The sequence below is a fragment of the Roseibium denhamense genome, assembly GCF_009711415.1.
In the GTDB taxonomy this organism is placed as follows: Bacteria; Pseudomonadota; Alphaproteobacteria; order Rhizobiales; family Stappiaceae; genus Roseibium; species Roseibium denhamense.
Map to the genome: position 1 here is coordinate 23,704 of NZ_SMLZ01000094.1, position 25,105 is coordinate 48,808.

The following is a 25,105-nucleotide window of genomic DNA, read 5'->3' on the forward strand; positions in this document are numbered from 1 at the left end:
GCGGGCGGCCGCCAGCTGCCAATTCATGACAACTCTTCTTGGACATAATCTGGTTCGTTTAGGATTGGAAGGCCTGTTAACCTTACAGGATTTTCCAGTTTCGTCCGGTCATCCGCATCGAGCCAGAGCGATACACCAAGCCTGGCTCCGCCCATCTGGCCAGACTGTACCTCGTTTTCATCAAACACAAATTGCAAATCCCACTCCAGCGGATCGCGCATGACCATCGCCAGGAGCTCCGCAATTTCATGGTGACGGGGCCCGCCCGGCATGAACGGTTCGAGGGTCTCGAAGGACGCCGTGCCCATCCGCACTGTGAATTTGCCCAGATCATCGGTTACTTCCTCGCCGAGCACCATATCACCGCCGAGCAGCGTGTTCCGGATGCCCAGTTCCATCATGGCCTCCGGCCCGATCTGAACATGCCGTGTGACATACTCGATGATCTCGCAAGGGACCTTGAAAAAGCTCGACAACACGGACCCTATCGCTTCTGCCGAATTGGAGTAAAGCGACATGAGGCCAACATGCGGCAGCAGGGCCGAACGCTTTACCGTTCCAATTTCAGCCCGGTCCTCGATCGGAAAGCCGCAGAGCGCCAGAAAACACTTGGACGTAGCGTCAAGGCCGTCGTGCTCGAACCGGATGTAGTGCCGTGACCGCTGCCAGATCTGGTAGAGCAGCGTGATCAGGCGGTGGTTGAAGACATCGAACAAATCTTCAACCGACGACGGCGTCTGATCGCTCTCGATAATCCGCTCGGTCATGTAGGGCGGCAGGGGCGATGCCGGTCCGTACAGACCCATGAAGTTCACCCGGATCTGAAATCTGTCCCGTGCGGCATCGTATTGAATTTCGGATACATCGCTCGCGCCGAAACTCAACGACCGTGTTGCGCGGAACAGGATTGGCTCGTCCTCCGGCGCATGGCCCGGGCCCATTTTGCTGATATCGGAATGAACCAGCCCAATCAGGTAGACAAGCTGAAAGAACTGACTGTTGGACAGGTGTTCGGCCAGCGCCGTCTGCTGCGCCACCTCCAGCTCTGTCACATCCGGTTCAGCAGTCAGGGCTGTCATAGCTGCTCGGCGCTCCCTTCCTTGGGAAGCCATGACAGAAGCGTGTTGGCATCCGTTCCGACAATCGACAGCCGGTGAAGACTGTTGATGCTGGCATAGGACTTCAAGAAGCGGTCCAGCACGCACCCGAAGAGATACATCTCCGCCTCACCGCCCATGGCGCTTTCGGCCAGCCGCAGCACGAGTTCATAGGCCCGCACGGGACGACCATTGCGGAAGATATCAACACCCTTGCGCTCGAAACTCTTGAAACTTTGCAGAAGCAGATCCCGTTGCAGACCTGCCTGCCGGTCGACATTTGCCCTGAAGTCATAAGCACCGATCACGGTCCTGAGCGCCTCTACGTCGATCAGGGATGCATAGTTGCGCGACAGGTTGGCGATCAGGGTCCACAGGACCTTGTCATCGAGTGGGGGTGGTACTTCGCCCAGTATACGGGTGATGTTCGTAAATACCAGCTTTGCCGGAGTTTCCGAGGTGGGTTGGCTGACAGATCCAATACCGAACTTTCCAGCATGCACCCCATTGGAGCACAGAAGATTGAGCGAAATCGTTTCGGTTTCCGGCAAGCCCGCCTGATTCAGCCGGGTTACGAAAGAAACATAGTGGTCGATCCCCTCCCCGAGAACAGAGGGCTTGATGGTTGACCGGTAATAGAGCTTGCCTTCCTGATCGCCGCCGGAAGTGTCATGCGCAAAGCTCTCGAACGGCTGGTAGTTGATGCGGCGGTTCGAGCCCTGGACCCAACCCGTCACCGACAGCACTTCATGAACGCTGCGCAAATCCGTGCCGCCAACCGGCCGGACGGGGTATTCGCTCCGGTTATGGGATACCAAAAGCGCTTGGCCTTCCGCCTCGAAAAGGTTCACGGCTGGGGTCGTGTTCAGCTGGATCTGATGCGGAAGCACGCGGCTCAAGTTGGCAAAACCGCGGTTGAAGTTGAACTCCAGTTTGAAGCCGTCAGCGTTCAGCCTTGCATATTTTTCAAGCCCGCGGATCCGGATGTACATGAACTTCTCAGGGCAGGCGAAATACTCCTGCATGATCCGGAAGCCGTCAAAAGAGCCTTCCGGATATGGCAGGGTTGCTTCCCTGCGGTCAAAGCCCATCGGCTCAAGCTGCACGTCCGCCACAATGGGATCCTGTCCCTTGACATGAAGGCGAACCGAGCGCAGGCGTTCCATGAGATAGAAGAACAGCTGGCGGCCGGTTGTCGGATCTCCCTGCCCGCCGAGATAAAGACTGAGCGGCGCGGCAGACAGGGCCGCCAGACCGGCGCCTGCACTCTTGGTGATCGACACCGTCAGCTGCGCGCTTTCCTTGCGCGTTTCAAATGCGACGTCCTGAACCTCGAGCGGCAGGACGTGAAGATCGTAGCTGGTGCGGAACGGCACGGCTTCGCCATCAATCGGAGCTGTCTTGACCGTTGTCCCCTTGGGAACGTGAATAGACAGATCGCTCACATCCGGTGCGTGCCGGAACTTGATCGTGGTGATTGGCGGAACCGGGCGCAGATAGTGCGGCCAGATCAGTTTCAGAAGAGAATGCGCGACTTCGGGCATCTCGGAATCGAGACGCTGGCGCAACCGGCCGACAAGAAAGGCAAAGCCCTCCATGAGCCGTTCGACATCCGGGTCGCTGGGATCATCGTCCAGGTATTTGGACAGGCGCGGATTCGCCTTGGCAAAAGCCCCTCCAAGCTCCTTCAGGTAGTTTAACTCGTCCTGATAGTAAGAGTTGACGGACATTCCTGAAGCGTCTCCTGAGCGTTATGCGGTTAGCCGCACCTTTCCGGTGCTGTCCAAAACAGAATCGAAGCGAATTCTGACAGACCTGCCGCCATATTCGAGGTCTGCTTCGACGTTGAACACAAATTCTAACGGTTTATCCGGGTCTTCGATGGAACGGACAACGGGATTTCTGAGCCGGGGCTCAAACATCTGGATCTGCCGTTCAATGTCGCGGCACAGCTCGGCAGCCGTATCCTTGTGACTTTGATTGACTGAGTTGAAATCGGCAAGACCGAAGTCTGGCCGCGTTTCGCAACATCCCGACATTGAATTGAGCAGGATGCGGAGATCTTCGAGGATGCTGTCCATAAGCGCGGCTTCGAACTGATCCAGCGACGTGTACTGGCCCTCGGTCACATCTTGCTCAAGGCGCTGCAAAAGCGATATCGCCAACCCGGCCTCCTTCCGAAACAGAACAGGGTGCCAACCAATGGCACCCTATCCAGATCATGGCACCCGGCGCAACGCATGCGCAAAACGCCGGGGTTCAGCTCAATCAGGCTTTGTCCAGCTTGCCCTTCAGGGACAGGGTAAAGTCTGCGCCCATGTACTTGAAGTGCGGCTGCACCGCCATGCCGACGCTGTACCAGCCTGGTTCGCCCTCGACATCCGATACGGTGATCGATGCCTTGCGCAGCGGACGGCGCGACCTGACGTCTGCAGACGGATTGTCCTGATCGGAAACGTACTGACGGATCCAGTTGTTCAGCTCTGATTCCAGCTCGCCGCGATTCTTCCAGCTGCCGATGTTCTCCCGCTGAAGCACTTTGATGTAGTGTGCTAGGCGGTTGATGATCATCATGTATGGCAGTTGCGTGCCGAGCTTGTAGTTCAGCTCCGCGTCTTTGCCTTCCGGCGTGTTGCCGAAGAACTTCGGCTTCTGGACAGAGTTTGCGGAGAAGAAGGCCGCATTGTCCGAGCCTTTGCGCATGGTCAGCGAAATGAAGCCCTGTTCGGCCAGTTCGTATTCCTTGCGGTCGGAAACCAGAACCTCGGTCGGGATCTTGCTCTGAAGCTGACCCATCGATTCAAAATTATGGACCGGCAGATCCTCAACGGCACCGCCGGACTGCGGACCAATGATGTTCGGGCACCAGCGGAACTTCGCAAAGCTGTCGGTCAGCTTGGTGGCCAATGCGAAGGAGGCATTGCCCCACAGGTAATTGTCGCTCTTGCCGCCGGCTTCCTCTTCATAGTTGAAGGCTTTGACCGGAACTGTCTCGGGGCCATATGGGGTGCGCAGCATGAAGCGCGGCATGGCCAAGGCGAAATAACGGGAATCTTCCGACTCGCGGAAGGAGTTCCACTTGGCGTATTTCGGACCTTCGAAGATGGACTCCATGTCCTTCAGGTTCGGGATCTCTTCGAAACTGTCGACACCGAACATGCTCGGCGCAGCCGCCGCAATGAACGGCGCATGGGACATGGCGCCAACGCTTGCACAATATTGCGCGAGTTTGATGTCCTGCTGGCCCGGGCCGAAATCATAGTTGGTGACAACGGCACCAACCGGCTGACCACCGAACTGGCCGTACTCGGCCGTGTAGATATGCTTGTAGAGGCCCGACTTGACCACTTCAGGGCTGTCTTCGAAATCTTCCAGCAGCTCATCTTTCGAAACGCTCATCATTTCGAACTTTATGTTCTGGCGGAAGTCCGTGCGATCGACAGTAAACTTCAGGCTTTTCCAGGCGGACTCCAGCGTCTGGAAGTCCTTGTGGTGAAGGATCTGGTCAACCTGCGCGGAGAGCTTGCGGTCAATCTCGGTGATCATCATGTCAACGGCGGCGCCGGAGACCTGGCTTTGGCCGTCTGTCGGCTTCAGCAGTTCGGAGATAAAGGCGGCTACGCCCTTTTTGGCGACATCGTATCCGTCATCGCTCGGCGCGAGCTTTGTCTCTTGAAGAATCTGATCCAGTAGGGATGCATCCAACTCTTCGGTCTGCGCAGCAGCGCCTTGTTGCTGGTTTTCAGTATCAGCCATGTTTGCGGTCTCTAAGTCTGTCGTGGTCGGTAAAGGTGCGAGCAGAGGAACGCGCTCGCGCGGTCCCCGTCAGCAGCGATTACTCGCCGTCGGCCGGCTTGTCGCTTGCGTTGGTGAGTTCGGCCAGCAGCTTTTCCCGCGCAGCGTCATCGCCCAGAACGTTCTGGATCGCCTTGCGGAAGGCCGGCACATTGCCCAGCGGCCCTTTAAGCGCAACCAGCGCTTCACGCAGCTCAAGGAGCTTGTTGAGCTCCGGTGTCTGGCGCACGACAGCCTCGGGGGAAAAGTCGGCAAGGCTATCGAATTTCAGCGACACGGCCAGCTTCGGATCTTCTTCGCCTTCAACCGGGTCCACCAGCTTGTTCTCAGTAGACAAGTCCAGCTTCAGGTCATGACCTTTCATCACCTCGTTGAAGTTGTCCTTGTTAATGCTGATCAGTTCGCGGTCTTCGACAGGTGTGTCATCCGGGCGCATGGTGTAATCGCCCAGCATGACCAGCTTCAGCGGAAGTTCGACTTCTTCCTTAGCATCCCCGGTCGCAGGCTTGTATTTGATATTGACCCGCTCCTTGGGAGCGACTGAAGACTCTTTCGACATGGTTTTTCCTCATTTGGCCTGCCGCCCCCAGCGCTTGCCGCAGCGGCTTCATCGTCCTGGCCCCAAGACCTCCGGTTTTGGTCTTAAGTCCGCTTCATGTCATTTCTGTCTACTCAGGTATTAAAAAAATGCCCACAAATACCAAAATAACGGGCGTTTTACGGCAGATTCAGCTTGCGCTCTCAACGCTTGCCCGTCAACTCGGCAGCTGCCGTCAGATCGAGAATAGACAGAGTTTCCATTACTGATGCCTTCAGAGGCACCAAATCCGCGTCAGAAACAAGCTGACGGATGTTCTTGTGATTGAGGCTTTGCCACGACAGCCGCGCCAGCTCCACGACAAGTTCCGGTTCCCACGAGGAGAGCTGGCGCGTTTCGGCAATCGACCGCAACTTCGACAATTGCGCGACCAACGGGTGCAGCACATCGAAGCGGAGACACAGCTCCGCAAGTTTCAACTGCGCCCGGAACCACTCCCGCTCAGACGGGCATGTGTCGCAATAGGTCTTCAGGACGCGCAAGCCCTCCACGATCTTACCGGACTGGGCCAGACCGGCTGCTTCCGAGGCAATGCCCAAGAGCGCATCGCTGCCTCCTCCGCCTCCGCCGCCGCTTCCGGACAGGTTTTCCGATATCCAGGCTTTGGTCTCCGCGCTCGCGAACGGCGTTCCGTCGCTAAACGCAAGGTCGAGCACCTCTGGCACGCGCCGGATGAAGCCTGACAACTCGCCCTCCACCAGCGCGGCAGCCGCCGCATAGTCATCGCCGAGCCCCTTGAGCGCCTCGGCGACCATGTGCTGGGTGTCGAGCCAGAAGGGCGACGAGATGAAGGCGGACTCAGCGGCCTTTGCCAGGCCCTCCATGTTTCCAGCGCCCTTGAGCGCCTGCAGTTCCGCAATTCTGTTTTTCTGCGGAGCCGGGAGGCTTGTCTTGCCACTATTGGCTGGCGGGGCCGCCAGAACACGGCCCCAAAGTGCAAACCGCGCACAATAATAACCGCGCGGGTCCGCGGGCGCATTTTGCCGGGCGGTCGTCGCCAGTTTGCTGGCTGCGTTGAAGAGTGACAGAAAACCGGAATTCAAATCACCGTCAGTCGCCACCTCAGGAATGTCGACCGGTGCGGCCGGGGCTGCCGGTGTTGGCGTCGGCGCTGGTGCTGCTTGAGCGGGTTCTGGCGCAGGGGCCGAAGAAGCTGGTGCATTTGCGGACGGTTCCGGTTCGCTTTGCGCCGGCGCAGCATCGGGTGCCGAAGCCGCGGCTTCCGCCTCCGCTTTCTTCCGCGCTTCTTCTTCAAGAGCGGCACGCGCGTCCTTGGCAAGCGGACGCAAGGCCCGGATCAGCGGCCCCAGTGCAGCGGACGATTTCGTGAATTTCTGTTCCAGCGCCGTATCAAGTTCCAGCAGGTAATCGTGCGCTTGAAGAGCGGCAAGCCCCTCCGCCCCTTCGGGCTTCTTGGCCTCCACCAGTGGGCCCAGCTTTTCCGCACACCAGTCGAAAGCGCCGGCCCGGCCACGCTCCCGGCGCACCGGCGGTACCAGTGTTTCCCAGTGCTCCTTGCTCATGTCCTCCAGGATTTTGATCCCGATGGCGAGGCCCTGATACCCCTCCTCCAGAAACAGCCCGTAGACAAGCCGCGTTGCCAGAACCAGATCTTTCGACTTTTCCTGAATGACCTTGACCGTCTCGTCATTGAGCATTTTCCAATTGACTGCGGATGGCCCATCGATTTCCATTTTGCGGAATTCGGCTTCAAGTTCCTCGAACTCAGGCGTGTCGCGAAAGGCTTCCTGTCCGTCTCCATCGGCAATCGCGTGACGGCCGGCCTCGGCGCGCGGGTCCGTGAGTTCAGGAATTTGTAAGTCTTCCGCCATATGAAATGCCCTACGGATTCGGAGAGTTTGACTAAGGAGACATGTATAGAAATGCGAATCTAATCGCAGCAACAAGTCTCCGAGATTACAATGACTCTCACTTCACAGGAAATATGTCGCTTTGTTTCTAGTATTTCCGCACACAAACCGCATCCGGCTCAGATGCACCACATGCGCTTGCCCGTCCGGATAATGCTTGCGGCAACCATACATTTACGTGCCTGAAAGGACGCATAATTGATGGCTGACACCCCTCACCTGACAATTGAGGACGAATTCCAGGACGGTTTCCGAATCATCCGCCCCGCCGGAAAACTGGAGACCCTGACCGCGAAAGCCTTCGAGGCCCATTTGCGTGAGGCGGCCGGTGCCGACAGCAACAGCCTTCTGATCGACATGACAGGCGTTGATTATGTGACCAGCTTCGGGCTGCGGTCACTGTTGATCATCACCAAGCAGATCGCTCCGGGCGGACGAAAGCTTATCCTTTTCGGCGTCAACCCGTCCGTGCACGAAGTTCTGCGGATCTCTGGCTTCTTGAAAATCCTGACCGTCGCAGACAGCCGGGAAGCCGCTCTTGAGCTTGTGTCGCAAGATCCCCAGAAGGCTGGATGATCATGATCAGAGTGACAGACTGACGGGACGCATCAGCCATGCCGGAGGCGCAGCTACATCTCCTGGTCGCCAATGACTTGTCGGAACTTTCCCGGATATACGAGTTTATCGACCAGACTGCCGAAACCTGTGACCTGCCTGACGATACGCGCCGGTCGATTGCCCTGGTGATCGAGGAATTGTTCTCAAACACAGTTTCCTACGGGTACCCATCTCGCACGAAAGATGAGATCCGGATCACCATCGAATGTGCACGCGATGGCGTTACGATCCACCTGCTGGACAACGCCCAAACCTTCGACATCAGCGAAGCGCCCGTCCTGGATCTGACAAACGATAACATTGACGACATGAAAGTTGGCGGACTGGGTCTTTTCCTCGTCCATCAAATTTCCCGCGACATCCGCCACGAGCGGACTGAAAACGGGAATTCCATCACAATTGAGCTCGACATCGAGCGGTCCTGACAGCGCAGCCTAGAAAGGCAATCAGCAGTCCGCCGGGGCTTAGAACGCGAGTTCGATCATCGTGTAGTCGTCCGGCAGTTCCGCCTGCCCGGAGAGCCGCTTCAGCCAATCGTAAATGTGCCCGGCCACCGGCCCGGAAGCCGCCCTTGCCTCTTCCGCCAAGCCTTCCAGCGTCAGAACCGCGCTGTCGACACCCTCAACTTCATAGGTGCCGTCGCTCAAGACCAGAAGCCGGTCTCCGGACTGCATCCGAACTTCGTCCTGTTCAAAGACCATGTCGCCTATTGCCCCAATCACCATACCCTCGTCCGATCCGATGAAGGATGTCTGGACATTGCCGTCTTCGCCCTTGCGCAAGAGAACAGCCGCAGGGTGTCCGCCTGAGGCATATGCCAACATGCCGGTGGAGCGCTTGTAGACCCCGTACCAGATCGTGAAGAACATGTTGTTCTGCCGTTCCATCGGGAAGGCGTTGTTCAGCTTGAACAGGACTTCGGACGGATTGGAGAAATCAGTGTCCGGCAACGCGCAGGATCTCAGCACATTGATGATGGACACCGACAAAAGAGCCGCGCCGACGCCGTGACCGCAGACGTCGATCAGGTAGATTGCAAAGTGGTCGGAATCCAGATCGTGGTAGCCAAAGGAGTCCCCGCCAAGTTCCGTCGATGGAACCAGGAGCCAATCCGCACGCGGTCCCTGCGCTCGCGGAGCCGGTAGGATCGACATTACGTAGCTGCCCGCATCCTTGAGTTCAGCTTCCAGGCGCTCCTGCGTCTGTTGCAGGAGGATGTTGTTTTCCGCAAGCTGATCTTCGACGGCCTCGCCATGTTCAATCGTTGCCTCATAAAGCAATTGCAGATCCGCATGTTCTGCCTTGAGCGCGTCGAGCTCAGCTTTCAGCTGATCGCGCTCGTTCTGCAAGGCTCCGGCGTCTTCTGCCATGCCCTTGGCAACTGATGACGTTGGCACAGTCATTTCCAACATTTCCTCAAAGTTGGCGGGTGCCGCACTGCATTCGCAGCCCCCAGAAACATGGAGACACAATATTTCCAACGTGCCACCGACCCGAATATCAGTTGTAATAACAATGCTTTTGGCATTCATGACAACGTGATTTCGCTATAGTACACCGACATATATGATCGCATCAGGAAATTCATAATAATTCATCGGGCTATATGTAGCGCGTCTACGAAAACTATGCTTAGAGAGTTTTAAGTCGGAAGCTCCCAAACCGAAGGTGCCAATCATGCCCGAAGCGTCATACAGCCCGAGTTCGCCAAACCCGGCAGGGAACATGATTGAACTCGACCTGGATGTGCAAGACTTTGCGTCGGACTGGTCCAACTGCGATTCGATGTCGAGCTACGTCTCCCGCATGGTCTGCCACAACCGGACTGACTCGCTGCTCTTTGCAAATCTCTATTCATCCGCGCTCAACGAGCTTCTTGAAACCGCTTTCCGGGTGCATGGCCGGACGGGACAGCTGGTGTGCCGCTTCCGCCGGACGGGCGACGTCGACCGGATTGAAATCGACATGCCGAGCGATGACGGGGTGCTGTCCTTCTATCAAGGGGCCGTGGACCTTGCCCGCGGGCCGGACGCACAAACCGTCTATCTCGACAAACTCTTCTCTTCTGATGTGCCGGACATGGCTTTGAGCCTGCTCGAGCTGAGCGTCGACTACGGGGCGGACCTGAGCCTGACCCGTGATGACCAAGCCCAGCGCCTCTGCCTTGCCGCTGAACTCGTTCTTGAGGAACCGAAACCTTGATATCGTCCGACAATGCACAGACCTTTGCCTGGCAATTCAACGAGAACGACCAGGAATTCTCGCTGCAGGGGTCACTGCGCCCGCAGCGGGTTGACGATCTGACCGGCTGCATGACGGCGCTCGAAAACGCCGTATCGACCGTGAAGGGCCGCTTTTATCTGAATGTCCGCCGTCTGGTGCGCATGAACAATGTCGCCTTCCAGGCGATCGCGCAGAAACTGGCGGATACCTGCACGAACCGCCCGGACCTCAACATTCAGATTACAACATCGAGTGTTGTCGGCTGGTCCACCCGCAAGTTTGCCGCCCTTCAGGCGACGAACGAGAACATCTCCGTCAGCGAATATGACAGCGAGTTCTATCCGGGACAGACGTTCCTCGAAGAAGGCGGCTTCATTCCGATCCTCAGAACTCAGACCAAGCTGACCTGGCATCACGAGCGCGAGATCCTGCGGCGCCATGGTATGCAACCAGGCCTTCAAATGGCGGATATTTGCTGCGGAATCGGCGACTTTGCCGTGCTTGTTCAAAAGGAATTCGAGCCCGGCCGCCTGGTGGCCCTGGACCACTCCAAATCCAGCCTGGACTATGCCCGCAAGGTTGCCGACGAATTCGGCGTCCGCGGGATCGAATACGTCTTCGGCGATGCCTCGGAAATGCTGCTGGAGAGCAACCAGTTCGATTTCGTGACCTGCCGCCACTCCCTCCAGGTCTTCAACCACCCGGAGCACATCCTTCAAGAGCTTTTTAGGATCTGCAAGCCCGGCGGCCGCGTCTACATCACGAACGAGAAAAACTCCCATTGCCTTGGAGAACCCCGCTCGGAAACCATCCAGTGGACCTATAACGAGGTCGCGAAACTCTGGGCCCATTTCGACATGGATATCGAGTTCGGCCCCAAGAGCCGCCGCTACCTTCAAGATGCCGGTTTCGACGACATCAAGATGGAAAGCTTCATGGTGACGAACCTGGATGGAAACCCGCAAGACTTTGCGGATATCATCCAGTCATGGGAAAACGTCTATGCCGGTCAGATGGCCGTCGAGCGCGGGGATAATCCCGAGTTCATCGCCCGCTTCCGGCAAGGATTTCAGGACCATATTTTCGCAGCCAAGCACCCGAAAGGGTATGCTGGCTGGCCAATCTGGGTCGCCTCAGCACGGAAGCCGAAATAATGGATCAAACAGCGCCTGCCCCTGTGACATCCGAGGGCAAAGAGACCACGGTCAACAAGTTTTCCCGCCACAGTTTCCGGGCAAAATTCATGCTCGTTGTTGGCGCGGCAGTGGTTTTCGACCTCATGATGGGCGGCGGGATCGCGATCTGGAACGTGCAAAGGCTATCGAAAGATGCCACGCGACAAGTCAGTGCCGGCCTGACCAGCACGATGGAAGACTACCTGCGAACCTATATTGAGACGACCGCATTACGCACCAACTTGTTGCTTGACCAGACCTTCTCGGAAGTTGAAGCGCTTGGCGCCTCCATGCAGACGCTGATTGATCACCCGGAAACCGAGCGCAAGATCGGGCGCGTCGTCGAGGAGGACCAGGACCTCGGCGATAACCTGCTGTACAATCCGGATGGCAACTGGTCCCAAAACCCGTCCGGCCCGAGCGTCGTCAGCATTTGGGGTTATCTTCTGGATGACGAAGGAAACCCGCTTCCGGACGTCCAGGAGCAAATCGAGAACAGCTCGACCTTCAATCTGGTCGCACCTGGCTTGATGACGTCCGGGTCGCCCAAGCTGCAGATGTATTACGTCGGCCCGAAAGACAAACCGATCATGCGGACAACGCCGCATACGGAACAGGCTCAGACATTCGACAAGCTTTACCCGGGGCACAACGAAGCAAACTTCTGGGACTTCTTTTTCCCTGGCGTTTATGAAGGCTGGCAGTCCTGGATTGCGGATCCCTCCAACCGCCCGGTCAACCGCAACATTGTAGGCACCGAACCTTATGTCGATGCCATTACCGGTGCGCTTATCGTAAGTTTCTTTGAGCCCCTATGGACCGAGGACCGGTCTGATGTTGCCGGCATGGTTGCGGTCGATGTCACACTCGACCAGTTTGCAAGTCTGGTCGAAAACGTCCAGATCGCGGATACCGGCTTCGGATTTCTGACTTCGTCGGGCGGCAATGTGATTGCGACCAGCGAAATCGGGGCACAAGAACTCGGTCTGGTCGCCGAAGACGCCACCGGTCAAGGCGTCACAGGCGTGAATCGCTACCTCTCGGATAGTAAGTATTCATCAATCGCCAATCTGGCGATGCCTGTGAATACTGACACCATCATCGACCGCATCACGATCGAAGACGGCGACAGGAAAGAGAGCTTTCTTGTTATCTTGAAGCAGCTCGAGCCGATGAACCTGTGGAATGGCACGGGTATTCAATCCGAACGCCTGACCCTGGGTTTCATGGTGTCGGAAGACGAAGTCTACGCCCTGCTGACAACGATTCAGAATGAAATCTCCGAAGCGACCGAACGGATCGTCTATTGGCAGATTGCGGCATTGATGGTTGCGCTGGTGATCGTCTTCATCGCCGTTTACGCCGTTTCCGGCCGCATCACGGCAGGTCTCAGCAAGCTGGCGAATGCCGCCCAGGCACTTGAGAACAAGGACTACTCGGTCCGTGTTGCGATCCCCTCGCGCGATGAAGTCGGCGCCGTGGGCCTTGCCTTCAACAGGATGGCCGCAGAGATCAGCTACCATACGGAAAATCTCGAGAAGCTGGTGGACGAGCGGACCGCGAAACTGGAGTCCGCCAACAAGGAGATTGTCGCTCTAAACCAACGGCTGAAGGACGAGAATCTGCGGCTTGGCGCCGAACTTGATGTTGCCAAGCGCATTCAGGAGATGGTTCTTCCGCGCCGCAGCGAACTCGAAGGCATTTCTCAAGTCGAAATCGCGGCCTACATGGAGCCGGCCGACGAGGTTGGCGGGGACTATTATGATGTCCTTCATGACGGCGGGCGCATCAAGGTCGGCATCGGTGACGTGACTGGGCACGGTCTGGAATCCGGTGTGCTCATGCTCATGGTGCAGTCCGTTGCCCGAGCTTTGCAGGAAAAGGGCGACCGGGATCCGATCGCGTTCCTGGGGGTTCTGAACCGGGCCCTTTACAAAAACATCGAGCGGACCAACTCCGACAAGCACATGACACTGGCCTTCGTCGATTACGAAGACGGCAAGGTCACCTTGTCCGGACAGCATGAGGAAGTGCTGATCATACGGGCAAATGGCGATGTGGAGCGGATCGACACCGTGGATCTCGGGTTCCCTGTCGGCTTGGAAGCAGACATCACCCCATTCGTTCAAACGCTGGATCTCGGATTTTCGAAGAACGACATCCTCATCCTTCACACGGACGGGGTGACGGAAGCCGAAACGCCTGGCGGTGAGCTTTATGGATTTGACCGCATGTGTGATTGCGCTAAGGCCAATATCGACAAACCTGCCAAAGGTATTGCCGAAGCTATTATCCGCGACGTGAAAGAGCACATCGATACTCAAAAAATGTTTGACGACATTACCCTTGTCGTAATGAAGCATAGGTAACCGATGACAGAAACATTCGGAAACGCAGACCTGTCGAATGGTGAAGCGGCAAAAACACTGCATATCAATCTGGGCGCTGAGCCTTTGGAACTGAGTTGGCAGCACTGCGGAACCACGTCTGATTTTCTTGGCGAATATTTTGCAAAATGTTGTGAAAAAGGCGTGGATCAGGTCGACGCCCGGCACAGCATAGGCTACCTCCTCAACGAGATTTTGGAAAATGCCGTCAAGTTCCGGCACAAGGGCAACGTGGAAATACGCTGCTCGATGGAGCGCAATGTCTTTGAATCGACCATCTCGAACATGGTCGATCCGCAGACCGCCGAAAAGTTTCAGGCGCTCTTGCAGGAGTTGTTGTCCCGGGATCCCGGTGAACTGCTTCTGGAGCGGATCGAAGCCAATGCGTCGGATGCAGGTTCCGGTGGTTCGGGCCTCGGGCTTTTGACGTTGATGAACGATTATGATGCGCGCTTGGGCTGGAGTTTTCGCTCCGATCATGCCAATGGAACAGTACACCTTCATACGGTCGCAGCTCTGACATTCGCTTGACCGCAGTCTCATTCCTAGGGGAAAAATAAGCATGGAAATCAGCACGAACGATTATCGTGTTTGGTCTGAGGGCGCGAGGATCCATTACGAAGGCACAATGCGGCTGTCCGGCACGGAAGCTTACGCGCCCATCCTTGAGTTGATGAACAACGTTCTGGCGACCAAACCGGCGGAGATCATCCTTGATCTGACAGGCCTTGAGTTCCTCAACAGCTCCGGCATCAATCTGCTGGCAAAGTTTACCATCGAAATTCGAAAACAGCCTGATATCGGCGTAAAGGTGCTGGGATCCAAGTCAATCCCGTGGCAGTCTAAATCGCTCCGCAATCTGCAGCGGCTTCACCCTGCCCTCGAGTTGCAGATCAACTGACCACTGCGCCGGGATGGGGCGTGACTATTCGCCCGAAGGGCATTGAGACTGGGATGATTGGTTTCCGCCGGACATTGCTTGTGACCTGCACAGCCGCCTTGGCCGCGGCCTGCGTGTCCGGCGGCAATCCCAGGATCCGCACCGATTTCGATGGAAAACCGTCAGCCGATTTTTTCAACAAGTACGGCCCACCTGACCAGGTCATTGCCTATCAGGCGATCCCCAAGGGCGCGGATCCACTCAACTATCCACAGGGCGATCCGAAAGAACTGGTCTATTACTGGTCTTCCATCAACAAGACCACAATGACTTCCAAGAAGCATCCCGAACCTTTGACCCAGGAGTGCAATCTCGCAATCCTGACCGAAGCCGACGGCAAGATCCTTCGGGTCGAAGTCCAGACCGACAGCGGCGACATTCAAAGCGCAAGGACCTATTGCGAAAGCGTGCTGAACCAGAGCACGGGGTGACCGCCGCAAATTGCAGGTGGCGATGGCGCCGGGGTCCTTTCGAAAACGGCGCATCTGATTGCGCTTTGCTGCTCCCTTTCGGAAAAATGCGCCCGGCAGCGAGAAACAATTGTTTCAGAAATTGACAATGTAAAAAACGAATGAAACAGTACCGGCATGGAGATCAAGCCGCCTGTCCAGATCCGGTCTGCCATCTCGGCCAACTACGCTGATTTAAGCGAAACCTTGCGTATGGCCGCAGACTTTGTCGCTGAAAATCCATTGGAAATTGCGACGCGCAGCCTGCGTTCGATCGCATCGACAAGCGGCGTTTCTCCGGCGAGCTACACGCGCCTTGCAAGAGCAATCGGCTATTCTGACTATGAAGAACTGCGCGAGCAGGCGCGGACCGAGCTGGGCCGGAAGGAAACCAGCGATTTTCAAGGCAAGGCCAGGCGCCTTCGCAATGATGCCGATCATCCGTTGCTGCCCCGCCAGGTGTCCGCCTGCATCGACAACATCAAAAGCCTTCAAGATGATATCGATCCGCACATGCTAGAGGCGGTTGTCGACAGATTGGCCAAGTCCCGGAAGATCGTCCTTGTTGGCGCTTTGGCATCCGCCGGTTTTGCCGACTATTTCTCCTATCTTGCAAATTGGTTCGACGACCGATGGACGGTTGCGGGGCGCAACGGAACCACCCTTGGAAGCACGCTGGCCGGATTAACGTCAGCTGACACGGTCCTGATCATCTCAAAGCACCCGTACGCGCACCGCTCCGTTCAGGCAGCGGATCTTGCGGCAGCAAAGGGGGCAAAAGTGGTTGCCCTTACTGACAGCCACGCATTTCCGGGCTTGCGTTCAGCGGACTTTCATTTCATACAACGCACTGAAAGTCCTCACTTTTTCTCCTCTTATGCGGCCACATTGGTCTTGATTGAAATCATCACTGGAATGTTGGTCGCGCGAGCCGGATCCGAGGCGGATGCCCGGATTCAAGATGTCGACAGGCACAACCGTCTGCTCGACGAAATTGAAAGCGTTTAGGATGCCGAAGAGCGTCTGGCGCAAAACGTTATAAAGGGAAGCCAAGTCAAATGATGATGAAACTGAACCTTGCCGGTGCCGTTGTCGCCACCAGCATCGCATTCACCGGCGCAGCCAGCGCCGAGGAATTCATCACCATCGGCACCGGTGGTGTGACTGGTGTTTACTACCCGACCGGCGGTGCGATTTGCCGTCTGGTGAACAAGGGACGTAAAGACCACGGCATCCGTTGCTCGGTCGAGTCCACAGGCGGATCCGTCTACAACATCAACACCGTTCGCGCCGGCGAACTGGAATTCGGTGTTGCCCAGTCCGACTGGCAGTATCACGCCTATAACGGCACTTCGAAGTTCGAAGAACAAGGTCCGTTCGAGAACCTGCGCGCCGTGTTCTCCGTTCACCCGGAGCCGTTCACCGTTGTTGCCCGCGCCGATGCCGGCATCACATCTTTTGATGACCTGAAGGGCAAGCGCGTGAACATTGGCAACCCGGGATCGGGTCAGCGCGGCACCATGGAAGTTCTCATGGAAGCCAAAGGCCTGACCACGGATGATTTCGCTCAGGCAACCGAGCTGAAAGCGGCCGAGCAGTCCGCAGCGCTTTGCGACAACCAGATCGATGCCATGGTCTACACGGTTGGACACCCGTCCGGCTCCATCCAGGAAGCAACGACCGCTTGCTCCTCCGTTCTGGTGACCGTTGACGGCGAAGCTGTCGACACGCTTGTCAATGACAACAGCTACTACCGCACCGCGACCATTCCGGGCGGCATGTACCGCGGCAACGACAACGACACCCAAACCTTCGGTGTCGGCGCGACCTTCGTAACCTCCGCAGACGTTTCCGAAGACACTGTCTACGTGCTGGTGAAGTCCGTCTTCGAAAACTTCGATGCCTTCAAGAAGTTGCACCCGGCATTTGCCAACCTGCAGCCGGAAGAAATGGTTGCAGACGGTCTGTCCGCTCCGCTCCATGACGGCGCTGCGAAGTACTACAAGGAACAGGGCTGGATCAACTAAGACCTGACTGTTCAAGGGCCCGGCTGGATCAGCCGGGTCCTTTCTCCATGACCGCCATGATTGGGCAGACGATGGCGCGATTGAAATGCTTGTAAGACGGCTCCGGAGTGGCCGAAAATTCCGGGACTGTTGGGAAAGAAGCGGACAACCCGTATTCCGGGGAAGAGACCGCAGGGGGAAATTATGTCAGATCAAATGCAGCCGGCAGGCGGACGCCAGGATAGGCGCGGCTTGAGCGAGGCAGAACTCCAGGAACTCGTCGCCTCGTCAGATTCGGGATCGAGGAACCCTCCCGGATCGGTTGGCCTCCTGATCGCGGCCACAGCTCTGATTTGGTCTGCATTCCAGGTACTACTCGCCTCCCCGGTCGTCTATTATGTCTTGCCTTCCGACATCATAAATAACAGCCGCCAAGTCCACTTGGCCTTCGCCATGTTCCTCGCGTTCATGGCATACCCTGCTCTTAGCAGCAGTCCCCGCCACCGGGTGCCCCTGCAAGATTGGGCACTTGCTATTTTCGGGGCATTCGTCGCCCTTTACGGTTTTTTCTTCTACGACAAAATCGTCAACAATGGCGGTCTGGCAGACAATATGGACAAGTGGTTTGCGCTTGCCGGGATCATCGTGCTTTTCGAGGCAGCCCGGCGCGCCCTCGGTCCGGCAATGGCAATCGTTGCGACCGTGTTCCTGCTCTATGTCTTCTTCGGTTCCTCCCCCTGGGTCCCGGAAGTCATCCGCTGGAAAGGCGCGTCGCTGCAAAAGGCGATGAGCCATATGTGGATTACCTCTGAGGGTGTCTTCGGTATCGCACTCGGCGTCTCCACCAAGTTCGTCTTCCTCTTCGTTCTCTTTGGCGCCTTGCTGGACAAGGCGGGTGCCGGCAACTACTTCATCAAGATGGCGTTCGGCGCGCTTGGCCACCTCAAGGGCGGTCCGGCGAAGGCGGCTGTTGTGGGGTCTGCCGCAACAGGCCTGATCTCCGGATCCTCCATTGCCAACGTGGTCACCACCGGTACCTTCACTATTCCGCTCATGAAGCGGGTTGGCTTCACCTCCGAACAAGCCGGTTCGGTCGAGGTGGCCTCATCGGTAAACGGTCAGATCATGCCCCCCGTCATGGGCGCGGCCGCCTTCCTGATGGTGGAATATGTCGGCATCTCCTATGTGGCGGTGATTACACACGCCTTCCTGCCGGCCCTGATTTCCTATATCGCGCTGGTTTACATCGTTCACCTGGAAGCCGTGAAACGCAACATGCCGGTCATCGGCCACAAGACCGTTTCCACCTTGCGGACGGTCCTGGGGATGTTCTTCTTCTTCGCAGGCTTTGCCGCCCTTTGTTATGGCATCCAGTATCCGATCAGCTGGGTTGTCGCCTTGGTTCCGGAAGGCGCCAGCTGGGTCCTCGCGGCGCTGGTTTTCCTTGCTTATGTTGTACTTTTGAAACTGGCAGCAAGTGTAGACGATCTGCACCCCGATGATCCGAACGCCAAAGACGTACAGCTTCCGGAAATTGCGGAGATCTACAAGTCCGGCCTGTACTACCTCCTGCCGATAGTGGTGCTGGTCTACTTCCTGATGATCGAGCAGAAGTCGCCGGGCCTGTCGGCCTTCTGGGCAACCGCGCTCCTCATCGCGATCCTTTTGACTCAGCGGCCGCTGAAAGCAATCTTCCGCGGTGAGAGCGAGACCGTGGCGGCAATCAAGGCCGGCGTAAACGATCTTGCACATGGCATGATTGACGGCGCCCGCAACATGATCGGGATCGGCCTTGCGACTGCAACCGCTGGCATCATCGTGGGCACGGTTACGCTCACCGGCATCGGTCAGGTCATGGCCGATCTCGTCGAGTTCGTCTCCGGTGGCAATCTCGTGTTCATGCTGATCTTCGTCGGGATCCTGTCACTGGTTCTCGGCATGGGCCTGCCCACCACAGCCAACTACATTGTGGTCTCGTCGCTGATGGCTGGCGTGGTTGTCGAACTTGGCGCGCAGTCCGGGCTGATCGTGCCGCTGATCGCAGTCCATCTGTTTGTCTTCTATTTCGGGATCATGGCGGATGTGACGCCTCCTGTGGGACTTGCGTCCTTCGCCGCGGCGGCGGTGTCGGGCGGCAATGCGATCAAGACGGGCTTTACCGCCTTCTTTTATTCCCTGCGTACGATTGCCCTGCCCTTCGTGTTCATCTTCAACACCGACCTTCTCCTGATCGACGTCACTTGGGCCCAGGGCATCATGGTGTTCATTGTCTCGACAATCGCGATCCTTGTGTTCACCGCCGGAACCATGGGGTACTTCATCACCCATAACCGCATCTATGAGAGCATTGCGCTCATCCTGGTGTCCTTCATCCTGTTCCGGCCGGACTTCTTCATGAACCAGGTGCAACCGCCTTATGAATTTGTCCAGCCTGCCGGCTTCGTCTCGGCAATCGGCGACGCTGCCCCTGGAAGCGAGATCAAGGTCAATCTGAAAGGCCCGGATTTCGATACCGGCAACACGACCGAGACAACGATCCTGATAACAACAGGCGATGAAAGCGGCGGCGAAGAGCGCCTGTCCGCGCTAGGCCTGACAACAATCGATGAAGGCGGCGTCCTGAAGCTCGACGAACCCTTCCCCGGCACGCCGTTCTTCGAACAGCTCAGCAACTTCGACTTCTATGCCGATGAGCCGGTCGTGATCGAGACGGCTCAACTCGAGGCGGATCAGCTGCCGAAGGAACTGATGTTCCTCCCGGGCTTCCTGCTGCTGGGTCTGATCTATGCTCTTCAACGCGGCCGTGCCGGCCGGAGTGCCCGCCAGGAAGAAGGAGTTCCGGCATGACCAGTTCGGTATTGTGTGCTGTCGATGTGAGCCAGGACCATGACAAGAAGGTGCTGGAAACTGCCAACAAACTTGCGCAGCTGGACAATGCGCAGCTTGATGTGATGACCGTCATTCCAAGTGCCGGCATCACGTTGGTGGCGTCCTACTTCGACGAGAACTTTCAAGGAGAGCTGGTCGCGGAAACCCAGAAAAAGCTGGTTGACAAAGTTGCCTCTGTCTTGGGCGAGGACCGCAACAGCGAAATCCGGCATGTGGTTGCGACGGGATCGATCTACGAGGAGATCCTCGAGGGGGCCAAAAAGGCCGGTTCCGATCTCATCGTGATCGGCGCGCATCAGCCCCATTTGAGCGAATATCTGCTAGGGCCGAACGCTGCCCGGGTCGTCCGTCACTCCAAATGTTCCGTTTATGTGGTGCGGGACTGATCGGTTCACTCCGCATCGGTTTAGTGCAAATCGCATTTAATCGGTGTCGTCTTTCACTTTCTGAAATCAATGATTTCAACGCAAAAGACGACACATGATGAATACGAATTAATGCGACACGCGCTAGATCAGTAGAAACGAAGCCGCTCCCGAGGGGGCGGCTTTTCCTTTGGTGATGCCGGGATGAGGGACTAATACAGCTAGAGCGGTTCTCGATAATATTGGATCATTTGATGAGGAATTCCGGCTCACTCGGCTAGACGCGTCGTGCCGCACGATGCGGTGTATCGTGCAAGCGGCGCAACGCCGCCGATGGGCCGCAATTCCTCACCCCCGAGAGGGTGAATGCATTGGAAATTCATGCTGAAATGGGCCAGGCGATTTTGCCCCATGGCATCGTTGGCCTCCCCTTGTGGTGGGCCGCACCAAGGCGGGCAATCCGCCTAGCCACAGGGTAAAATCGCCGCGGTCAAACGCTTCAATATTATCGAGAAACGCTCTAGCAATGCGCAATCACTATGCCTTTCCGCCCGCAACAGCTGCTTGGTTGCGCGACGGTTTTGGTTCGAACCCGACATGGGCGTCCTATGCTTGATCGAAAGACCGGAAATTGCGTTCAGACGTTCAGCTGCGCGCGCAAACCTGTACTCTACCCCTAGGCAAGTCCGGTGTCACATCCTATTTGATCGTAAGATTACGATGACTTCGGCGCCGCCCGGCTCCCAAGTAATTGTGGATCATGATTTGATTTCAAACCGCCTGGAGCGCATTTTTCCATGAGTGATACGTCTTACACCCCGCCGAAAGTCTGGACCTGGGAACAGCCGAGCGGCGGCCAGTTCGCGAGCATCAACCGCCCGGTCTCCGGCGCGACCCATGAAAAAGAATTGCCGGTCGGAAAGCATCCGTTGCAGCTCTACTCCCTGGCGACCCCGAATGGCGTCAAGGTCACTATCATGCTGGAGGAGCTCCTTGCCCAGGGCCACCAGGGCGCGGAATATGATGCCTGGCTGATCAAAATCGGTGACGGCGATCAGTTCGGCAGCGGCTTCGTCGGCGCCAACCCGAATTCCAAGATCCCCGCGCTGGTCGATCACAGCACGCAAACACCGACCCGCGTCTTTGAATCCGCGTCGATCCTCATGTATCTGGCGGAAAAATTCGACGTATTCCTGCCAGAAGAAGGCCCGGCCCGGACTGAAACGCTCAACTGGCTGTTCTGGCAGATGGGGTCTGCTCCCTATCTGGGCGGAGGCTTCGGCCACTTCTATGCCTACGCGCCGGAGAAATTCCAGTATCCGATTGACCGCTTTGCCATGGAAACAAAACGCCAGCTTGATGTTCTGGACAAGACCCTGGCGGAACGTCCCTTCATCGCCGGAAGCGAATACACTATTGCCGATATGGCGATTTTCCCCTGGTACGGCGGCCTTGTCCTGGGACGGCTTTATGACGCTGCGGAGTTCCTCTCCGTTCAAGACTACAAGCACGTTGTCGCCTGGGCCGAGAAGATCGACGCCCGCCCGGCCGTCGCCCGCGGGCGCCGGGTCAACAAGGTCTGGGGCGAGGAAAGCGAGCAGCTGGCGGAACGCCACGACGCTTCCGACCACGACACGCCCGGTCAGGCCGCCGAGTAAGCTTTTCTCCGGCGGCGGTCCAAACCGCCGCCGGGCCCGCAAAGGGACCGCTTCGCGCCTAGAAAAACGCGTTGAGAACTCTATGAAGATCTGCGGGGAGACAGTCCGGATCTTTCGGAGACTGTTTAAGAGACCTTGAGGCGGTCAGTTATGAGGCGATGCGCAGCCTCGCCCGCAGCCTCAGCATATTCTGGATCACGATGGGTCAACATGGCAGAAAAAGCTCCGTCCATGAGCAAAGCCGTGTGTCTGGCAAGATCAACGGCTTCTTCAATTCCTGCCTCCGCAAATCTGTCGGATAGCCAGTCTTCAAACTTCTTCTTGTGCGCAGCTCCGACAGCGACCGCGGGGTGGCCTGGCATATTGGCCAGCTCAGCCACAGTGCGAAGAAAGCCGCAGCCTTTCCATTTGGGGTGCCGCGCATTTTCAGCGACCCGGTTGAAAATCGCGAATGTTTTGTCGGCGGCACTTCCCTCAGCCTCTTCGAACCAGCATTGAAACGCCGCCAGGTTTGGCTGGTCCCGCGATACCAAATATGCCTCGATCAGATCGTCCTTGCTCTTGAAGTGGTAGTAGAGCGTCCGTTTCGTCAGCCCGGCTTTTTCGGCAATGGCATCGACACTGACCGCACGGATGCCTTCACCGTAGAAAAGGCTGTTTGCAGCATCGAGGATCCTGTCACGGGTAGATATCGGGTTTTGCTTTGTCATGTATACCGACCAGTTAGTTTACATCATTATGAGGGACACCCTAGGCTTCCGTCAACGAAATGACGGAGGGTACAGACATGACCGATACAGTTTTGATGACTAAGCAGGGTTCAATTGCGGTTCTAACCCTCAACCGGCCCGAAAAACTCAACGCGCTAAACTACGCGGCGAACGACCGGCTGATGGAACTCCTGGATGTCATAGAGGACGACGACACCCTCCGTGCCGTGGTGCTGACAGGGACGGGAGAGCGGGCCTTTTCGGCGGGCGGCGATATTCATGAGTTCGCCGAAAGCGTGAAGGCAGGCCCAGATGCCGCCATGAAGGCGTTCGTGCGCCGGGGTCAGCGCATGACACGGAGGCTGGAATCCTACACCAAACCCATCATCGCTGCCGTCAATGGGATCGCATTTGGCGGCGGATGTGAGATTACCGAGGCCGTGCACCTTGCTGTTGCGTCAGACAAGGCGACCTTCTCAAAGCCTGAGATCAACATCGGCATCCCGCCGACTTTCGGCGGCACCCAACGCTTGCCGCGCCTTGCGGGCCGCAAGCGCGCTTTGGAGCTTCTGCTGACAGGCGACGTATTCGGCCCGAAGCGCGCTTATGAATTGGGGCTTGTGAACAAGGTTGTGCCGCATGATGACCTCATGCCCGCCGCCTTCGACCTTGCGGAGCGCATTTTGCGGCATTCCCCTTTGGCCGCGGCGCGGATCATCACGGCCGTGACCCGAGGCCTGAATGCGACAATTGCGGAGGGGCTGGAAATCGAGAGCGAGCAATTCGGGCGCATGGCCGCAACGCAGGACATTCATGAAGGACTTTCCGCCTGGATCGACCGCCGCACGCCATCCTATTCGGGCACCTGAGAGAACGGCGCGCACCGGCCCGCAAGGCAGCCCTGCTCAAAAGACTAACGCTGCGCACGTTCACGCTTCAAAAGCGGGACAAAAGCCAAACCGGATAGACAGCCAGCGCGGCAAGGCCCGGCATGCAGCGCTCTATGTCGGTAAGCAGCTGCAAGGGAGATCGGCGTGGCAAGCCGTCCGCGCCACCCTTGCAGTGGCCATGCCACCGCGCGGCAAAAAACCGCCGTTTCGCTCGGTTCTTGAGATTTTCTGAAGGGGAAAGTGGCGGAAAGGAAGTCCGCCTATATTTGAGTCTCAATCTCGATCAATCGATTTCACGCACTATGGTTATAGCATTATAATTCAACAACTAATTGACCTTCCGCGTTTCCTTTTCGTTTCTATCTCTATCATCATGAGGCAGCAAATATCGCGCCGTGTGATGGTCTGGATGATCGGCTAAATTGTTTCGGCCACGACGCGCTGGGAGACAGGCGATTGCTGACAGATGCTAAAGCCAGGAAAACCAAACCCGGCGAAAAGCCGGTTTCGGATGGGACTGTTCAAGGGCTCTATCTCTTTCCCGGAAAGTCAGTCGGCAAGGCAAAGTGGGTATTCCGGTTTGTGTCGCCTGAAACCGGCAAGCGTCGCGACATGGGGCTTGGGAGCTATCCGGCCGTCCCCCTGAAGGAAGCTCGAGACAAAGGCATCCAGGCGCGGCGGCTGTTGGAGAACGGCAAGGACCCACTGAATGAACGAGATAGGCTTTTGGAAACCGAGCAGCGCAAGATGTCTTTGCCGACATTTGCAGAGGCAGCGCGCAAAGTTCACGATGACCTGAAGGCAGGGTTTCGAAATAAAAAACACTCCAACCAGTGGATCAACACGCTGGAACAATATGTGTTTCCGTCGATCGGCAGCATCCAGGTATCCAACCTGTCGCCCGCGGATTTTGCCGGCGCGCTGAAACCGATCTGGCTGGAAAAGCCGGAAACGGCCTCACGTGTCAAACAGCGGTGCGATGCCGTGATGAACTGGTGCGCCGCACATGGATACATCATGGCGAGCCCCGTTGGTGTCGTCAGCCAGCTGCTGCCAAAGCAGCCCGGCAAGCGCGAACGGGTTGCCAACCAGCCCGCTGTCCCTTGGCGGGATGTGCCGGCTTTCGTAAAGGGTGTCCTGCGCACTGGCCTAAAGACACGCTCCAAGCTCATGCTTGAAATTCTGATCCTGACGGCGGCCCGCTCCGGTGAGGTCAGACTGATGGAATGGTCGGAGCTGGATCTGGAAAAAGGCATCTGGACCCTGCCGGCCCAGCGCATGAAAGCAAAGGTCGCGCATCGGGTGCCACTTTCTCCTTATCTGATCGAACTATTCGAAAGACTGCGGCAGGACGCAGACTTGGAAGTCACCGAGCTGGTCTTCCCTTCGCGAAACAATACTGCTGTCAGCGACATGGCGCTGACCAAATGCCTG

At 57.1% G+C, this 25,105-nt stretch carries 23 protein-coding genes; 15 read left to right on the plus strand and 8 right to left on the minus strand.

The features are described from left to right. Nucleotides 1-23 precede the first annotated feature (23 nt). The 6 genes from tssG to tssA all read right to left on the minus strand — a co-directional run bounded on the left by tssG (nucleotide 24) and on the right by tssA (nucleotide 7,322). Nucleotides 24-1,079 carry a type VI secretion system baseplate subunit TssG gene (gene tssG, locus E1180_RS04970; RefSeq protein ID WP_196220532.1) on the minus strand — a complete coding sequence of 352 codons (1,056 nt, stop codon included), beginning with the start codon at nucleotides 1,077-1,079 and terminating at the stop codon, nucleotides 24-26. Further along, a complete protein-coding gene (gene tssF / locus E1180_RS04975) occupies nucleotides 1,076-2,827 on the minus strand; it encodes a type VI secretion system baseplate subunit TssF (protein ID WP_155189981.1) in 1,752 nt (583 codons plus the stop codon). Before tssF ends, tssG begins: the two co-directional genes overlap by 4 nt. A gap of 21 nt (nucleotides 2,828-2,848) precedes the next feature. After that, nucleotides 2,849-3,262 (minus strand): type VI secretion system baseplate subunit TssE, encoded by a 414-nt coding sequence (gene tssE / locus E1180_RS04980; RefSeq protein ID WP_196220533.1) that lies wholly within the window; start codon nucleotides 3,260-3,262, stop codon nucleotides 2,849-2,851. Nucleotides 3,263-3,365: 103 nt separating this feature from the next. Next, the gene (gene tssC / locus E1180_RS04985; RefSeq protein ID WP_155189985.1) at nucleotides 3,366-4,853 is read right to left on the minus strand and encodes a type VI secretion system contractile sheath large subunit; all 1,488 of its coding nucleotides are present in this window, start codon (nucleotides 4,851-4,853) and stop codon (nucleotides 3,366-3,368) included. A gap of 79 nt (nucleotides 4,854-4,932) precedes the next feature. Further along, the gene (gene tssB / locus E1180_RS04990) at nucleotides 4,933-5,451 is read right to left on the minus strand and encodes a type VI secretion system contractile sheath small subunit (RefSeq protein ID WP_155189987.1); all 519 of its coding nucleotides are present in this window, start codon (nucleotides 5,449-5,451) and stop codon (nucleotides 4,933-4,935) included. 182 nt (nucleotides 5,452-5,633) lie between these two features. Beyond that, nucleotides 5,634-7,322: a type VI secretion system protein TssA gene (gene tssA / locus E1180_RS04995; RefSeq protein ID WP_155189989.1), complete on the minus strand. Its 1,689-nt coding sequence runs from the start codon at nucleotides 7,320-7,322 to the stop codon at nucleotides 5,634-5,636. A 240-nt stretch (nucleotides 7,323-7,562) separates the two neighbouring features. Between tssA and E1180_RS05000 the strand changes: the two genes are divergently transcribed. Together E1180_RS05000 and E1180_RS05005 are read left to right on the plus strand one after the other, a co-directional pair. Continuing rightward, nucleotides 7,563-7,937, plus strand: a complete 375-nt coding sequence (locus tag E1180_RS05000; RefSeq protein ID WP_155189991.1) for an STAS domain-containing protein — start codon at nucleotides 7,563-7,565, stop codon at nucleotides 7,935-7,937. A gap of 38 nt (nucleotides 7,938-7,975) precedes the next feature. Then, nucleotides 7,976-8,404, plus strand: a complete 429-nt coding sequence (locus tag E1180_RS05005) for an ATP-binding protein (protein ID WP_155189992.1) — start codon at nucleotides 7,976-7,978, stop codon at nucleotides 8,402-8,404. Nucleotides 8,405-8,443: 39 nt separating this feature from the next. Here the strand turns inward: E1180_RS05005 and E1180_RS05010 are convergent, their stop codons facing one another. Then, complete coding sequence (locus E1180_RS05010) at nucleotides 8,444-9,382, minus strand: PP2C family protein-serine/threonine phosphatase (protein ID WP_196220534.1); 939 nt, start codon at nucleotides 9,380-9,382, stop codon at nucleotides 8,444-8,446. A gap of 274 nt (nucleotides 9,383-9,656) precedes the next feature. Between E1180_RS05010 and E1180_RS05015 the strand changes: the two genes are divergently transcribed. The 11 genes from E1180_RS05015 to yghU all read left to right on the plus strand — a co-directional run bounded on the left by E1180_RS05015 (nucleotide 9,657) and on the right by yghU (nucleotide 22,071). Further along, entirely contained in the window at nucleotides 9,657-10,181 is a 525-nt protein-coding gene (locus E1180_RS05015) for a ubiquinone biosynthesis methyltransferase UbiE (protein ID WP_208996943.1), read from the plus strand. Further along, entirely contained in the window at nucleotides 10,178-11,356 is a 1,179-nt protein-coding gene (locus E1180_RS05020; protein WP_155189998.1) for a class I SAM-dependent methyltransferase, read from the plus strand. The genes E1180_RS05015 and E1180_RS05020 overlap by 4 nt, the downstream gene beginning before the upstream one ends. Then, complete coding sequence (locus tag E1180_RS05025) at nucleotides 11,356-13,746, plus strand: SpoIIE family protein phosphatase (RefSeq protein WP_155190000.1); 2,391 nt, start codon at nucleotides 11,356-11,358, stop codon at nucleotides 13,744-13,746. The genes E1180_RS05020 and E1180_RS05025 overlap by 1 nt, the downstream gene beginning before the upstream one ends. Before the next feature lie 3 nt (nucleotides 13,747-13,749). After that, nucleotides 13,750-14,295 (plus strand): slr1658 superfamily regulator, encoded by a 546-nt coding sequence (locus tag E1180_RS05030; RefSeq protein WP_155190002.1) that lies wholly within the window; start codon nucleotides 13,750-13,752, stop codon nucleotides 14,293-14,295. 31 nt (nucleotides 14,296-14,326) lie between these two features. Then, nucleotides 14,327-14,665 (plus strand): slr1659 superfamily regulator, encoded by a 339-nt coding sequence (locus tag E1180_RS05035; protein ID WP_155190003.1) that lies wholly within the window; start codon nucleotides 14,327-14,329, stop codon nucleotides 14,663-14,665. A 20-nt stretch (nucleotides 14,666-14,685) separates the two neighbouring features. Beyond that, nucleotides 14,686-15,135: a hypothetical protein gene (locus E1180_RS05040; RefSeq protein ID WP_155190005.1), complete on the plus strand. Its 450-nt coding sequence runs from the start codon at nucleotides 14,686-14,688 to the stop codon at nucleotides 15,133-15,135. 156 nt (nucleotides 15,136-15,291) lie between these two features. After that, nucleotides 15,292-16,161: a MurR/RpiR family transcriptional regulator gene (locus E1180_RS05045; protein ID WP_155190006.1), complete on the plus strand. Its 870-nt coding sequence runs from the start codon at nucleotides 15,292-15,294 to the stop codon at nucleotides 16,159-16,161. A gap of 50 nt (nucleotides 16,162-16,211) precedes the next feature. Next, entirely contained in the window at nucleotides 16,212-17,180 is a 969-nt protein-coding gene (locus tag E1180_RS05050) for a TAXI family TRAP transporter solute-binding subunit (protein ID WP_196220535.1), read from the plus strand. 183 nt (nucleotides 17,181-17,363) lie between these two features. Then, nucleotides 17,364-20,006: a TRAP transporter permease gene (locus E1180_RS05055; protein WP_155190008.1), complete on the plus strand. Its 2,643-nt coding sequence runs from the start codon at nucleotides 17,364-17,366 to the stop codon at nucleotides 20,004-20,006. Beyond that, the gene (locus E1180_RS05060) at nucleotides 20,003-20,434 is read left to right on the plus strand and encodes a universal stress protein (RefSeq protein WP_155190009.1); all 432 of its coding nucleotides are present in this window, start codon (nucleotides 20,003-20,005) and stop codon (nucleotides 20,432-20,434) included. The genes E1180_RS05055 and E1180_RS05060 overlap by 4 nt, the downstream gene beginning before the upstream one ends. 776 nt (nucleotides 20,435-21,210) lie before the next feature. Beyond that, nucleotides 21,211-22,071, plus strand: a complete 861-nt coding sequence (gene yghU / locus E1180_RS05065; RefSeq protein ID WP_155190011.1) for a glutathione-dependent disulfide-bond oxidoreductase — start codon at nucleotides 21,211-21,213, stop codon at nucleotides 22,069-22,071. Nucleotides 22,072-22,196: 125 nt separating this feature from the next. On the opposite strand, the gene E1180_RS05070 is transcribed toward yghU, so the two are convergent. After that, nucleotides 22,197-22,781, minus strand: a complete 585-nt coding sequence (locus tag E1180_RS05070) for a TetR/AcrR family transcriptional regulator (protein WP_155190012.1) — start codon at nucleotides 22,779-22,781, stop codon at nucleotides 22,197-22,199. Nucleotides 22,782-22,858: 77 nt separating this feature from the next. On the opposite strand from E1180_RS05070, the gene E1180_RS05075 reads away from it, so the two are divergent. Further along, complete coding sequence (locus E1180_RS05075; RefSeq protein WP_155190014.1) at nucleotides 22,859-23,650, plus strand: crotonase/enoyl-CoA hydratase family protein; 792 nt, start codon at nucleotides 22,859-22,861, stop codon at nucleotides 23,648-23,650. 477 nt (nucleotides 23,651-24,127) lie between these two features. After that, a partial coding sequence (locus E1180_RS05080; protein WP_244313966.1) for a tyrosine-type recombinase/integrase occupies nucleotides 24,128-25,105 on the plus strand: 978 nt, incomplete at its 3' end.

What these genes read in the sequence shown, in the direction of transcription:
- E1180_RS05075 (WP_155190014.1), top strand. Translation starts at nt 22,859, where the DNA reads ATGACCGATACAGTTTTGATGACTAAGCAGGGTTCAATTGCGGTTCTA.
- E1180_RS05060 (WP_155190009.1), top strand. Translation starts at nt 20,003, where the DNA reads ATGACCAGTTCGGTATTGTGTGCTGTCGATGTGAGCCAGGACCATGAC.
- E1180_RS05025 (WP_155190000.1), top strand. Translation starts at nt 11,356, where the DNA reads ATGGATCAAACAGCGCCTGCCCCTGTGACATCCGAGGGCAAAGAGACC.
- E1180_RS05055 (WP_155190008.1), top strand. Translation starts at nt 17,364, where the DNA reads ATGTCAGATCAAATGCAGCCGGCAGGCGGACGCCAGGATAGGCGCGGC.
- E1180_RS05030 (WP_155190002.1), top strand. Translation starts at nt 13,750, where the DNA reads ATGACAGAAACATTCGGAAACGCAGACCTGTCGAATGGTGAAGCGGCA.
- E1180_RS05050 (WP_196220535.1), top strand. Translation starts at nt 16,212, where the DNA reads ATGATGATGAAACTGAACCTTGCCGGTGCCGTTGTCGCCACCAGCATC.
- E1180_RS05070 (WP_155190012.1), bottom strand. Translation starts at nt 22,781, where the DNA reads ATGACAAAGCAAAACCCGATATCTACCCGTGACAGGATCCTCGATGCT.
- tssB (WP_155189987.1), bottom strand. Translation starts at nt 5,451, where the DNA reads ATGTCGAAAGAGTCTTCAGTCGCTCCCAAGGAGCGGGTCAATATCAAA.
- tssC (WP_155189985.1), bottom strand. Translation starts at nt 4,853, where the DNA reads ATGGCTGATACTGAAAACCAGCAACAAGGCGCTGCTGCGCAGACCGAA.
- tssF (WP_155189981.1), bottom strand. Translation starts at nt 2,827, where the DNA reads ATGTCCGTCAACTCTTACTATCAGGACGAGTTAAACTACCTGAAGGAG.
- E1180_RS05005 (WP_155189992.1), top strand. Translation starts at nt 7,976, where the DNA reads ATGCCGGAGGCGCAGCTACATCTCCTGGTCGCCAATGACTTGTCGGAA.
- E1180_RS05000 (WP_155189991.1), top strand. Translation starts at nt 7,563, where the DNA reads ATGGCTGACACCCCTCACCTGACAATTGAGGACGAATTCCAGGACGGT.
- tssG (WP_196220532.1), bottom strand. Translation starts at nt 1,079, where the DNA reads ATGACAGCCCTGACTGCTGAACCGGATGTGACAGAGCTGGAGGTGGCG.
- E1180_RS05010 (WP_196220534.1), bottom strand. Translation starts at nt 9,382, where the DNA reads ATGACTGTGCCAACGTCATCAGTTGCCAAGGGCATGGCAGAAGACGCC.
- tssA (WP_155189989.1), bottom strand. Translation starts at nt 7,322, where the DNA reads ATGGCGGAAGACTTACAAATTCCTGAACTCACGGACCCGCGCGCCGAG.
- yghU (WP_155190011.1), top strand. Translation starts at nt 21,211, where the DNA reads ATGAGTGATACGTCTTACACCCCGCCGAAAGTCTGGACCTGGGAACAG.
- E1180_RS05035 (WP_155190003.1), top strand. Translation starts at nt 14,327, where the DNA reads ATGGAAATCAGCACGAACGATTATCGTGTTTGGTCTGAGGGCGCGAGG.
- E1180_RS05045 (WP_155190006.1), top strand. Translation starts at nt 15,292, where the DNA reads ATGGAGATCAAGCCGCCTGTCCAGATCCGGTCTGCCATCTCGGCCAAC.
- E1180_RS05015 (WP_208996943.1), top strand. Translation starts at nt 9,657, where the DNA reads ATGCCCGAAGCGTCATACAGCCCGAGTTCGCCAAACCCGGCAGGGAAC.